Annotated in this window: 11 protein-coding genes; 2 read left to right on the top strand and 9 right to left on the bottom strand. The window is 72.6% G+C overall.

Annotated features, from left to right (window positions below):
* Positions 1-4: 4 nt before the first annotated feature.
* Positions 5-1,258: an efflux RND transporter periplasmic adaptor subunit gene (locus tag JJI54_RS26875; protein ID WP_203076498.1), complete on the bottom strand. Its 1,254-nt coding sequence runs from the start codon at positions 1,256-1,258 to the stop codon at positions 5-7.
* Between the two features lie 124 nt (positions 1,259-1,382).
* On the opposite strand from JJI54_RS26875, the gene JJI54_RS26870 reads away from it, so the two are divergent.
* Positions 1,383-2,018 (top strand): TetR family transcriptional regulator, encoded by a 636-nt coding sequence (locus JJI54_RS26870; protein ID WP_203076497.1) that lies wholly within the window; start codon positions 1,383-1,385, stop codon positions 2,016-2,018.
* On the opposite strand, the gene JJI54_RS26865 is transcribed toward JJI54_RS26870, so the two are convergent.
* The 8 genes from JJI54_RS26865 to JJI54_RS26830 all read right to left on the bottom strand — a co-directional run bounded on the left by JJI54_RS26865 (position 2,002) and on the right by JJI54_RS26830 (position 11,488).
* Positions 2,002-3,801 (bottom strand): heparinase II/III domain-containing protein, encoded by a 1,800-nt coding sequence (locus JJI54_RS26865; protein WP_203076496.1) that lies wholly within the window; start codon positions 3,799-3,801, stop codon positions 2,002-2,004. The two genes, JJI54_RS26870 and JJI54_RS26865, sit on opposite strands and share 17 nt — an antisense overlap.
* A 9-nt stretch (positions 3,802-3,810) precedes the next feature.
* On the bottom strand, positions 3,811-4,779 hold the full coding sequence (locus tag JJI54_RS26860; protein ID WP_203076495.1) for a Bug family tripartite tricarboxylate transporter substrate binding protein: 969 nt from the start codon (positions 4,777-4,779) through the stop codon (positions 3,811-3,813).
* The gene (locus JJI54_RS26855; RefSeq protein ID WP_203076494.1) at positions 4,776-5,600 is read right to left on the bottom strand and encodes an aspartate/glutamate racemase family protein; all 825 of its coding nucleotides are present in this window, start codon (positions 5,598-5,600) and stop codon (positions 4,776-4,778) included. Before JJI54_RS26855 ends, JJI54_RS26860 begins: the two co-directional genes overlap by 4 nt.
* Positions 5,601-5,689: 89 nt before the next feature.
* Positions 5,690-6,658, bottom strand: a complete 969-nt coding sequence (locus JJI54_RS26850) for a Bug family tripartite tricarboxylate transporter substrate binding protein (protein ID WP_203076493.1) — start codon at positions 6,656-6,658, stop codon at positions 5,690-5,692.
* A 31-nt stretch (positions 6,659-6,689) separates the two neighbouring features.
* A complete protein-coding gene (locus tag JJI54_RS26845; RefSeq protein WP_203076492.1) occupies positions 6,690-7,466 on the bottom strand; it encodes an enoyl-CoA hydratase/isomerase family protein in 777 nt (258 codons plus the stop codon).
* Positions 7,463-8,608 carry an acyl-CoA dehydrogenase family protein gene (locus JJI54_RS26840; protein WP_203076491.1) on the bottom strand — a complete coding sequence of 382 codons (1,146 nt, stop codon included), beginning with the start codon at positions 8,606-8,608 and terminating at the stop codon, positions 7,463-7,465. The genes JJI54_RS26845 and JJI54_RS26840 overlap by 4 nt, the downstream gene beginning before the upstream one ends.
* Entirely contained in the window at positions 8,595-9,314 is a 720-nt protein-coding gene (locus tag JJI54_RS26835; protein ID WP_203076490.1) for an enoyl-CoA hydratase/isomerase family protein, read from the bottom strand. The genes JJI54_RS26840 and JJI54_RS26835 overlap by 14 nt, the downstream gene beginning before the upstream one ends.
* Positions 9,311-11,488, bottom strand: coding sequence for an acetate--CoA ligase family protein (locus JJI54_RS26830; protein ID WP_203076489.1), 2,178 nt, complete (start codon positions 11,486-11,488; stop codon positions 9,311-9,313). The genes JJI54_RS26835 and JJI54_RS26830 overlap by 4 nt, the downstream gene beginning before the upstream one ends.
* A gap of 79 nt (positions 11,489-11,567) precedes the next feature.
* Here JJI54_RS26830 and JJI54_RS26825 point away from each other — a divergent pair, with 79 nt between their 5' ends.
* Complete coding sequence (locus tag JJI54_RS26825; protein WP_203076488.1) at positions 11,568-12,314, top strand: IclR family transcriptional regulator; 747 nt, start codon at positions 11,568-11,570, stop codon at positions 12,312-12,314.
* The last annotated feature ends 18 nt before the right edge of the window (positions 12,315-12,332 follow it).

Genomic DNA, 12,332 nt, shown 5'->3' with positions numbered 1-12,332 from the left:
GCCCTCAGCCCCGGGCCTGGCGGGGCGTGGCGGCGCGGCGGTCCAGCTCCTCCAGCGTGATCTCGGTGATCTGCGGCCGCACGCCCGGCCGCAGCCAGGCGCCTTCGACCACCACGCGGTCGCCGGCGGAAAGCCCCGCCGTGACCAGCCAGCGATTGCCGACGGTGCGTTCCGCCTGCACGCGGCGCGGCTGCAATTCGCCCGCCGGGGTCGCGACCGTCACCGTCGCCTCGCCCCGCGGCGTGCGGCTGATGGCCTGCTGCGGCACCAGCACGGCGCCGGGGGAGACGCCTTCCTCCAGCTGCGCGCGGACGAACATGCCGGGCAGCAGGATGCCATCGGGGTTGGGGAAGATGGCGCGCTGCACGACGGAGCCCGTGCCCTGGTCCACCACCACCTCGGTGAACTGGAGCTGGCCGGGGCGATCATAGGTGGAGCCATCGGGCAGGATCAGGCGCAGCTGCGCGCCGCCGCCCTCCGCCGGGGTCAGGCGGCCGGCCTCCATCTCCCGCCGCAGGCGAAGCTGGCTGGCGCTGGCCTGCACGACATCGACATAGATGGGGTCGAGCTGGATGACGGTGGCGAGGCTGGTGGCCTGGTCCGCCGTGACCAGCGCCCCGGCGGTGACGGAAGACCGGCCGACGCGCCCGGCGATAGGCGCGGTGATGCGCGTGTAGCCGAGGTTGAGGCGCGCCGAGGTGACGGCGGCGCGGGCGGAGGCGACATCGGCCTCCGCCTGGCGGAGGCTCGCCGTCGCGGTATCGAAATCCTGCTGGCTGACGGCGCGCGCCGCGACCAGGGGGCGGTAGCGGTTGACGGTGGTGCGGGCGGATGCGGCGGTCGCTTCCGCGCGCGCCAGGCTGGCCTCCGCGCTTTGCAGGCTGGCTTCGTAGCTGGCGGGGTCGATCTGGTAGAGCGGCTGGCCCGCGGCCACGCTCTCCCCTTCCGTGAACAGGCGGTCGCGGATGATGCCGCCGACCTGGGGGCGGACTTCCGCGGTGCGGAAGGCGGCGACGCGGCCGGGCAGTTCCGTGGTGAGCTTCACCGGTTCCGCCCGCAGGGTGACGACCGTGACGGGGACGGGCGGCGGGCCGCCGGGGGAAGCGGTTTCCGCCATCGCCTTCCCGCCACCCGCCACCGCCAGCAGCGCGACCGGCGCCGCGAGCGCGACCTGGCGGCGGCTGAGGGGGGAGGGGGCGGGTTGCGGGGCCGCCGCTTGGGTGCCCAGGGTTCGGGACAGGAAGTCCGACCAGCTCATGTCATTGGCCTTGCAAGGGGCGGGCAGGCGGATGGCTTGCCCGGCGAGAGGGCTGGACAATATACGTTCATGAACGTATGTAAAGTGACGAAGGGTTGCAACCACCGTGGGAAGGGCATGACCGATGGCGCGCAAGACGAAGGCGGAGGCCGAGCGGACGCGGGCGGCGCTGATCGACGCGGCGGTGACCGTCTTCCTGCAGCGCGGCGTGGCGCGCGCGACGCTGGAGGAGGTGGCCCGCGCCGCGGGCGTGACGCGCGGCGCCGTCTATTGGCATTTCGCCGACAAGATGGCGCTGTTCCTCGCCATGGAGGAGCGCGCCCGACTGCCGCTGGAGGACCTGGTGGCACGGATCGACGCCTTGGAGGGCGACGACCCGCTGGAGGGCTTGGCGGAGGCGGTGGTGGAAAGCTTCGCCACGCTGGAATCGGATCCGGATCGGCGGCAGGTGCTGACGGTGCTGCTGCTGCGCTGCGAATACACGGAGGACATGGCGCCGGCGCTGGACCGGCAGCGCCAGGCGGAAACCGGCCTACAGGCCGCGCTCGCGCGCGCCTTCCAGCGCGCCGCCGTGGCGGGCGGCCTCGCGGCGCCCTGGACGGCGGATCTGGCGGCCATGGCCGCGCGGTCCATGACCTTCGGGCTGGTGCAGTCCTGGCTGTTCTCCGGCGGCACGCTGCCGCTGGTGGACCAGGGCGGCGCCGCGGTCCGCGCGCTGCTCGGCACGATGCGCGCCGGGGCGCCTAGCCCCAGGCCGTGACCGGCCGCCGCACCGGCGCCACCCGGTCCTCCGCCACCGGTTCCCCCGGCGCGAAGGCCACCAGGATCCGCGCGGCGCCCGTGGCCTCCACCGCCAGGCGCTGCACCCCGGTATTGGGGTTCTCCGGCGGCGGCCGGGCGGCGCTGTCCAGGCTGAAGACCGCGCCGGCGGGTTCCAGGATGCGGGCGTGCAGCACCGCCGCGCCCTGGCGCAGCACGGCCGCCGCGCCGGCCAGCTCCACGGCCGCGCGCGTGTGCATCTGCCAGCGCAGGCGCCGTCCCGCGCTGCCCGTCACCTCATCCGCCACCACCATCACGCGCCGGTCCAGCAGCGCGATACCCCGCCTTGCGGAGGCCAGCGCCGGGTAGCCGGCGGACAGGTCCGCGACGGCGCGGGCGAAGCCCGGTTCGGAGCGGAAGGTGGTGATCGCGGCCGTGGCGCGGGCGGGCTGGTCCGCGCCATCCACCAGCAGCGCGTTCTGCCCCGCGGTCGCGTTGCGGTAGTAGCTGAAGCGCTGGCCCGGGCTGAAATAGCCGGGCAGGGCATAGTCATCGGCGCCGAGGTCGATGGCGAAGCGCTCGCCACCCGCCTCCATCACGAAGGTGCCGAGGTCGAGGTTCCCGTGATTGGCCGCGTTGTCGCCACCCTTGAAGGCGATCCAGCTCGCGCCGGGCTCGCCCCAGGCGCCGCGGAGGCTCGCCACCTCGACATGCCGGAACCGGGCATCCAGCGGCAGGCCCATCGCCCCGGGCGCCTGCCCGCCCGGCTGGTACCACAGCACGCCGGTCCCCGTGACGCCCGGCGCGCGGCCGATCAGCCATGCCGCGGCTGGCGCCTGGTAGCGCCGCGCCAGCCACATCAGCGCCGGGGTGTTGCGCACGCCCTCCGGCCCATCGGCGAAGTTGAAGACGCGGCCCGTCGGCCCTTCCAGGTGCAGCCGGAAGCGCCAGGCCTCCGCCAGGCCGGGCACGGCGGAAAGCCCCTGATCCGAGCCCAGCGCGCTGTCCAGCGCCGCCATCAGGAAGACCGCGTATTGCGTGGCGTAGTCCCAATAGGCCACGCCCTCATCCCAGGCGCCGTCCGGGGCGTAGGAAGCCAGGGCCGGTCGCGCGGCGGGGATGGCGAGGGACAGGATTTCCGCCGCCAGCATCGGCGCGTCCTCCGCCACCGCCAGCGCGCCGCAGACCAGCCCGCCCATGCAGACCAGCGCCCAGTTGTGCGTCACCCGCGTCCAGAAGGCGCGCTGGCGAAAGCCCTCCAGCCCGGGTTGCAGACCTTTGGCGATGATGGCGTCGCGCGCCATGGCACGGTCGGCCTCACCCCAGGCGGCGTGGCACCAATCCAGGGCGAGCGCGAAGGCGGTGGTCATCTCCGCCACGTCGAGGAAGTGGCTCGGGTTCCAGTCGGGATAGGCGGCGGCCGCGCGCATCTCCGCCGCCAGCCGCGCCGCGTAGCGGGGATCGGCGGTGAGGAGGAAGGCGACGCCCAGCGCCTCCGTCCGCCGCAGGATCTCCCGTGACGTCGGCAGCAGCACGGGGCGCCGGGCCTCGAAGCGGCGTTCCACCGGCGGGCGGGCGAGCAGGCCATCGGCGTCGCGCAGCAAGGCGGTGCGCCAGCGGCGGCCGGTCTCCTCCGCCGCCAGCCGGGCGGGCAGGGTGGCGAGTTCCGCCGGCGTCGTCAGCAGCCTGGGATGCCCGGGGCGGAGCGTGGCGAGCAGCCCGGCACCCTGGGCACAGGCGGGAAGGGCAAGCAGGGCGAGTGTCGCACGGCGGGTCACGGCCATGCGGGCAGGCTACTCCGGCCGCAGCCCCGCCGCACGGACGGATTCGCGCCAGCGTTCCAGGTCCTCCGCCATCATGGCGGCGAAGGAATCGGGCGATTCCGATGGCGCGACCTCGTTTCCCGCCTCGACCATCGCCCGCGTCACGGCGGGGGTGCGGACCGCGGCGGCGGCATCGCGGCGCAGGCGGTCGATGATGGCGCGCGGCGTGCCGGCGGGCGCCAGGATGCCGTACCAGTTGTCGGCCTGGAAACCGGGATAGGTCTCCGCCACCGTCGGCACATCCGGCATGGCGGCGGCGCGCTTCAGATTGCCGACGGCCAGCGCGCGGGCATTGCCCTGCGTCACCAGCGGCAGGGCGACGCCGATGCCGAGGAAGGCCATGTCGATGCGCCCGGCAATCAAATCCGTCAGCAGCGGCGCGGCGCCCTGGTAGGGGATGTGCAGCATCTCCACGCCCCCACGCGCGGCCAGTGTCGCGGCGCTGAGGTGGTTGATGCTGGCCGGCCCCGCCGAGCCATAGGTCAGCGCGCCGGGCCGGGCCTTCGCCAGCGCGATGAGGGAGGGGATGTCGCGGGCCGGCAGATCCTTCCGCACCACCAGCGCGGAGGGCGAGGACACCAGTTGGCAGACCGGCGCGAAGATGCGCAGCGGCTCCAGCGCCGCCTGGCCGCGCGCCAGCGGGCTGATCGAGACCGGCCCGGGCGAGGCGACCAGCAGGGTGTAGCCATCCGGCGCCGCCTGGCTGACATGCAGCGCGCCGATAGTACCATTGGCGCCGCCGCGGTTCTCGACGACCACGGGCTGGCCCAGCAGCTCCGCCATGCGTGCGGCGATCGGCCGCGCCGCCAGGTCGATCGGCCCGCCAGGCGGCCAGGGCACCACCAGGCGGATGGGGCGTGTGGGGTAACCATCCTGCGCGCGCGCCACGGCGGGCAGCAGGACCGCGCCGGCCAGCAGCGCGCGGCGGGTCGCGTTCATTCCAGTGCCCCGATCGCCTTCCAGGCCTTGTCCACGCCGTAGAAGCGCATGACGTCCGCCACGCGGTCGGGCGGCGGGCGCCAGTTCTTCTGGCCGTGGCGGCTGCGCGTCAGGCCGAATTGCCGCTTCATGTCCACCATCATCTCCGCCAGCTTGTAGGTGGCGGCGATGCCGTCGATGACGGGGATGTCGTCCACGCGATGGACGCCGTTGGTGGTCAGGAAGACGTTCTGCGGCATCTCGCCCGGGATGATGACGTCGCAGCCCGTGTTCTTCGCGAAGTCGCGCACCGTTTCCTCGAAGCGGGAGATGACGGCATCGGGCGTGGCGAAGCCGCCGAAGATCTCCTTGTAGGAGTATCCCGACGCCACCGTGCCCGCGAAGCACGCACCCAGGCCGATGCTGTCGAGAAAATCCTTGATCTCGTTGCCGAGCTGGGGCGCGAAGCGCGTGATGCCGAAGCGGTAGCCATACATGGTCGCGAGGTGCGCGGCGGCTTCCAGGTAGTTGGCGACGGGAATATCCACCAGCGCACGGATTTCCGGCAGCATGACGCCGGAGAGGTAGCTCATCACGAAGGCATCATAGCCCTGGCGTTCCGCGGCATAGGCCGCCGCCATGGGCTGCGCGCGATGCATCAGCGCCAGCGGGCGGTATTGCAGCTCATCGATCGGATAGTCGGTGGCGTAGGTGCCCTTCAGGATGCCGTGCATGACGATTTCCGTGTCCGGCCGCACCACGGAGGCGAGGTGCTTCTTCGTCGCCGCCGCGTATTCGGGCAGGTCCTCGAAGATCACCAGGCCCTGGTGCCAGATGCGCATGCCCATGGTTTCCTCCTTGAAGCACGCATCGATTCACGCCTCCGGGTGCTCGGCGGCTGCACCGCCTGCGCCCTTCGGCGATCGAAGGGTCATCCAACCTTGATGCCGGTGGCGCGCGCGAGCTCGCCCCAGCGCTGCAGGTCCGCGGCGATCTTCGCCGCGTATTGCGCGGGCGTCGTCGCTTCGATGTCGAAGCCCTGGGCGCGCAGCGCGGCCGCCAAATCCGGCGCGCGCAGCGCCGCGGCGATGTCGCGGTGCAGGCGGTCCACGATGGCCGCGGGCGTATTCGCAGGCGCCATGACGCCGTACCAGGAGTTCACCTCGAAGCCCGGCAGCGTTTCCGCCACCGTCGGCAGGTTGGGAAGGCCGGAGGAACGGCGTTCGGTGGACACCGCGATGGCGCGCAGCGTGCCGGCCTGCATCTGCGCCACCGCCCCGGCGAAGTTGATGAAGGCGAAGTGCAGCCGCCCGCCAAGCAGGTCCGTCACCACCGGTGCCGCGCCCTGGTAGGGCACATGCAGCAGCTGCACGCCGCCCATCATCGCCAGCATCTCCCCGGCCAGATGCGTGGTGCTGGCCGGGCCGACGGAGCCGTAGGACAGCGCGCCGGGCTGCGCGCGGGCCAGCGCCAGCAGCTCCGCCACGCTGTTCGCCGGCACGTCAGGCCGGACCACCAGCACGATGGGGCCGGAGACGAGCTGCGTGACCGGCGCGAAGTCGCGCACCGGATCGAAGGGGACACTGGCGGAAAAGTTCGGGCTGATGGCGATGGGCCCGACATGGCTGAAGAACAGCGTGTAGCCATCCGGCGCCGCGCGGGCGACCGCGGCGGCGCCGATGGTGCCGTTGGCGCCAGGGCGGTTTTCCATCACCACGGGCTGGCCGAGCGATTCCGACAGCTTCTGCGCCACCGGCCGCGCCACCACATCGGCGGGCCCACCCGGCGTCCAGGGATTGATCAGGCGGATGGGGCGGGAAGGCCAGGGCGCCTGGGCCTGGGCAAGGCCGGGCAGGGCCAGCGCGGCACCGATCAGCAGCCTGCGTGTGGGTCCTGGCATCTTGTTGTTCCTCCCCTTCGTCGCGGCCGCGTCAGCGGCCGGTGAATTGCGGTTTTCGTTTCTCCCGGAAGGCGCGCGCGGCCTCGATCCGGTCCTCGGTGTTCAGCAGATGCGTGATGAGGTCGATCTCAAGCCGCATGCCGTCGCGCAGCGGCAGATCCTGCGCCGCGCGCACGGCCTCCTTCGCGAAGGCCATCGCCATGGGCGGCCGCGCGGCGAGCCTCACGGCCAGCGCCTCCGTCTCCGCCGCCAGATCGGCGCGCGGCACCACGCGGGTGACGAGGCCGATCTCCCGCGCGCGGATACCGTCGATGCGGTCGCCGGTCAGGATCATGTCCAGCGCCTGCGCCAGCCCCACCATGCGCGGCAGGCGCTGCGATCCGCCGACGCCGGTCATGATGCCGAGGCCGGTTTCCGGCAGGCCGAACTGCGCATCCTCCGCCGCGATGCGGATGTCGCAGGCGAGTGCCACTTCCAGCCCGCCGCCGAGGCAGAAGCCATGGATGCTCGCGATGATCGGCTTTCGGGTGTGATCGAAGGGGCTGATCCAGCTCTCGGGAACGCGGGCCTGGCGGTAGGCAGGGGGCGAGGGGACTTCGACGAATTCCTTGATGTCCGCGCCGGCGCAGAAGGCACGCTCGCCCGCGCCGCGCAGCACCACCACGCGCACCTCGGCGTCCGCCTCCGCCGCCCGCATCGCCGCCGCCAGCTCCGCGCGCAGCTGCATGGACAGCGCGTTCATCGCCTCCGGCCGGTTCAGCGTGACGAAGGCGACGCTGTCGCGCGTCTCGGTCAGGACGGTGCTCACTTCACCAGCTCCCGCGCGATGACCATGCGCAGCACCTCGGAGGCGCCTTCGCCCACGCGGTAGTGGCGCACATCGCGGTAGAAGCGCTCCACCGGCACGCCGCGCATCAGCCCGGCGCCGCCATGGATCTGCACCGCGCGATCCGCCACGCGGCCGACCATCTCGCTGCATTGCAGCTTGCAGATGGCGGCGAGGTTGCCGAGGTCTTCCCCCGCCGCGGCCTTGCGCAAGGTCTCGTAGAGGAAGGCGCGTGAAACCTCGATCTCCGCCTTGCTGTCGGCCAGCATCCACTGGATGGCCTGGCGGTCCGCCAGGCGCTGGCCGAAGGTGCTGCGGTCCTTCGCATGCGCGATCGACATCTCCAGCAGCCGGTCCGCCGCGCCGACGCAGGCGGCGGAAACGCCGAGGCGCCCATTGCTCAGCGATCCCATGGCGATGGCGAAGCCCTGGCCGGGATCGCCCAGCAGCGCGTCATCCGGCACCACGCAATCCGTGAAGGTGAGTTCGCCGAGCTTGATCGCCTCCGACCCGATCGTGGTGTCGATGCGCGTGACGTCGAAGCCCTTCGTGCCGCGCGGCACCAGGAAGGCGCCGATGCCGCCGCGGGCGCGCTTGGCGGGATCGGTGACGGCCATCACCATCACGACGTCGGCGGCATGGCCGCCGCTGATCCACTGCTTGCGGCCCTCGATCTTCCAGCCGCCCTCGACCTTCGTCGCGCGCGTCGTGATGGCCGCGGCGTCCGATCCCGCGCCGGGTTCCGTGAGGCCGAAGGCAGCGCGCAGCCGACCGGTGGCGAGGCCCTTCAGCCAGCGATCCTTCTGCGCCGCCGTGCCGTGGCGCGCGATGGCGATGGGTGTCAGCCCGCTGGTCGCGTCCAGCAGCAGCGTGAAGCAGCGATGGCTGCGCGCCACTTCCTCCATCACCAGGCAGTAGGTGGGAAGGTCCGCGCCGCCGCCGCCATCCGCTTCCGCCAGCAGCATGCCGAGCCATCCCTGGCTGCGCATCAGGTCCCAGGCGGCATCCGGGATCTCACCCTCCGCATCGATGCGCGCCGCGATGGGTTCCAGCTGCTCCGTCACGAAGCGGCGGATCGGGCCGCGCAGTTCGGCGAGTTCGGGGGAGAGTTCAATGCGCATCATGGGGACCTGTCGCATGGGCGGCCTCGGCGGCCTGCGCGGCCGCGACGATGCGCGCGCGCAGCGGGCCGTTCAGCCATCGCTTGTTGGTGGCATAGGCGGTGGGATCCATCGCGCCGAGCGCGGCGGCGCGCGCCTGCGCCGCTTCCTCCAGCGCCGCATCGTCATGCACCGCATCGGCAAGTCCTGAGGCCAGCGCCGCCCCGGCATCCATGGGCTGGTTCGCCTGCATCAGCCGATGCGCCGCCTGCCGGCCGCCCCGCGCGCTGATGATGGTGATGCCGAGCGGGGAGGGCATGGCCAGCGCGATTTCCGGCATGGCGATGGAGGCCCCGGATTCCAGCAGAACCTCATCCGCCATCAGCGCCAGCATGGCGCCGCCACCGACGCATTTGCCGCGCACCATCGCCACCACCGGCTTCGGGCAATCCAGCACCGCCAGGATGCTCCGCAGCAGCATCGCGCGGCGCAGCCGCTTCGCCTCGACCACCGGCAGGCCGAGATCCTCCCGGAGGTCGGCGCCGGCGCTGAAGACGCGCCCGCCGGCGGCGGTGACCAGCACGGCGCGCGTCGCCGCATCCGTCGCGGCATCGTGCAGCGCGGTGACGAGCGCATCCTGCAGCGCGCGGGACAGCGCATTCGCGGCCTGCGGGCGGTTGAGGGTGAGGCGGAGGACACCGGCCTCGGCGTGGTCGATCAGAAGGGTCATGCCCCAGCGTCCCGCGTCACGACCAGCGCGTCCAGCACCCGGATGCCCTGCGGCAGCACCGCGATGGGGTTCACGTCGATCTCATGCACCAATTCGCCGAGATCGGTGGCGAGCCAGGAGAAGCGCGCGATGGCCTCCGCCAGTGCCGCGATGTCGCAGGCGGGCGCGGCGCGATGCCCGTGCAGCAGCGGCGCCAGGCGCAGCGATTCCAGCGCCTCCTCTGCCTCGTCGGTCGAAACCGGCGGCAGGCGGAAGGTGACGTCGCGCAGCACTTCCACGAGTGTGCCGCCGAAGCCGATGGTCAGCACCGGGCCGAACGTGATGTCGCGCGTCAGGCCCAGCAGCATCTCCTGCCCGCCCGCCACCATCTCCTGCACCAGCACACCCTCGATCCGCGCCGCGGGCGCATGGGCGCGGGCATTGGCGATGATGGCCGCGAAGGCCTCGCGCACCGCTTCCGCGCCCTGCACGCCGAGGCGCACGCCACCGGCTTCCGTCTTGTGCGATATGTCGGCGGAGAGGATTTTCAGCGCGACCGGGCCGGCGATGCGCGTGGCTTCCGCCACCGCTTCCTCCGCCGTCTTGGCGATGCCCTCAAGCGGCCCGTGCAGGCCGTAGCAGGCGAGCACGGCGCGTGATGCAGCCTCGCTCATCGCCCCGGCCGGCGCCGCGGCCAGCAGGCTTCGCGCTCGCGCCGCGTCCAGGCCCGCGGGCCGCGTGGGCGGCGCGGTGCGGCGGCGCAGGAAGGCGGCCCAGTCCATGCTGCGCGCCAGCGCCTGCGCGCAGGGCAGGGCATCGCGGAAGACCGCATGGCCCTCCCGCACCAGCACCTCCGGCGTCAGCGTGGGATCAGCGGCGGACCGGCCGGTCCAGAGTATGGCGACGGGCTTGTCGGATGCCGCCGACAGCGCCGTGACGGACCGGATGTCGTCGTTCGGCGCGATGGTGATGACGGGCACCAGCGCGTCCACCGCCGGGTCCTCCAGGATGATCGCCGCCGCCTTCGCGAAGGTGTCCCTGGTGCCGATGGCGCCGGCGCTGAGGTCGGTCGGGTTGTTCACCGCGGCGAAGCCCGGGATCAGCCTCCGCAGCTGCTCCGCCGTCTCCGCCACATAGTCCGGGAAGCGGATGCCGACGCTCGCCGCCTGGTCCGTCAGCGCCACCAGGTTGCCGCCGGACACGGCGAGTGCCGCCGCGCCATGCCCCGCGGGGCGCTGCCGCCGGCGGAGCAGCATCGCGACCTCATAGAGTTCGCGCGCATCGTTCACGCGGATCAGCCCGAGCTGCCTGGCGGCCGCATCGAACACCGCATCCGATCCGGTGATGGCGCCGGTATGGGACGCCGCCGCCCGCGCGCCGGCCTCCGTCCTGCCGAACTTCACCAGCGCGATCGGCTTCTCCAGCTCGGCGGCCCGCGCGGCGAGCAGGCGCAGGCGCGCACCATCCCGGATGCGCTCCGCCAGCATCAGCACGACCTTGGTGTGCGCGTCCTCCAGCATGAAGGCGGCATAGTCCAGCAGGTCCAGATCCGCGTCGTTGCCGCTGCTGACCTGGTAGGAGATGCCGAGCCCCATCTCCTGCGCGCGCCACATGACGTTCACCTGCGCCGCGCCGCCGCTCTGCCCCACCACGCCGATATCGCCCGCCGGGCGCCTCGGCCCGCTGATGGTGGCGGTCGATGTCAGGGCGAAGCCATCGACGAAGTTGATCATGCCGTTGCAGTTCGGCCCCATGATGCGCACGCCGCCCGCGCGCGCCACCCGCACCAGCTCCGCCTGCGCCGCCAGCGTCTGCTCCGTGCCCAGCTCCCCGAAGCCCGAGGAGAAGACGGTGGCGAAGGGAATGCCGAGCCGCCCGCACTCCGCCACCGCCTCGATGCACGCCTTGCCCGGCAGCACGATGCCGACATGGTCGGGCCGTGCCGGCAGGGCGGCGAGGTTCGGGAAGCAGGGGCGCCCGAAGACCGTCGCCCGGTTCGGGTTCACCGGGAAGGCATCCCCGGCGAAGCCGAAATCCAGCATCTGCTTCAGGCAGCGCCCGCCGAACTTCGCCAGGTCCTCCGTCGCGCCCAGCAGCGCCACCGCCCGGGGCGCGAAGAAGGGGCGCAGGTCCGGGAAGCCATGGGCGGTCAGCGCGCCGGGTTTGAATTCGCTGTGCGGATTGGCTATTTGCATCGTGGGTGGAGCGTCGCGCCGCACCCGGCCGGCGTCAACCTTCCGCCCATGCGGTGCAGCATCACGGAACGGGGGGCCTGTGGAGGAGAAGGACCGCCAGTTCGTCACGGCGCTGGCCCGCGGCGTCCAGGTGCTGCGCTGCTTCACCGCCGCGCGGCCGGAGCTCGGCACGACGGAGATCGCGGCGATGACGGGCCTCGCGCAATCCACCGTCTGGCGCCTGTGCCACACGCTGACCGGCATGGGCGTGCTGGTGCCGGGGCGGGACCCGGGGCGGCTGCGCCCGGGCTACGGGCTGCTCTCGCTCGGCTACGCTGCCCTCGCGAAGGGCGGCATCGCGGAGGCCGCGCAACCCGGCATGCAGCGAATCGCGGACCGCTTCGGCGTGCAATTGTCGCTCGCCACCCGGCAGGACGATACGATGCTGATCGTGGCGCGGGCCGAGGCGCCGACGATCCTCCGCCTGTCCTTCACTGTCGGCGCCACCCTGCCCATCGCGTCCACCGCACTCGGCTGGGCCTGGCTGGCGGGTGTCGATGCGGCGGAGCGCCTGGCCGTGCTGGCGCGGCTGGAAGCCGGGACGCGGGCGGAGATCGAGGATGCGCTGGAGCACTTCGCCCGCCACGGCTTCGTGCTGAACCTCCGCCGCGCCCATCCCGATGTGAACTCGATCGGCGTGCCCATCATCTGCCCCGATGGGTCGCGCGTGATGGCGCTGAATTGCGGTGGCGCCGTCTCCGTCGTCACGCCCGAATTGCTGGCCGGACCCGTGGCGGAGGCGGTGAAGGCACTCGCCGCCAGCCTGGCGCCGGCGCTGGCCCGCTGACAGACCGGCCGGGCATCC

This window comes from Falsiroseomonas ponticola (genome assembly GCF_016805305.1).
In the GTDB taxonomy this organism is placed as follows: Bacteria; Pseudomonadota; Alphaproteobacteria; order Acetobacterales; family Acetobacteraceae; genus Falsiroseomonas; species Falsiroseomonas ponticola.
Note: the sequence above shows the minus strand (reverse complement) of the source record. Positions and strands in the feature narration are given on the sequence as shown.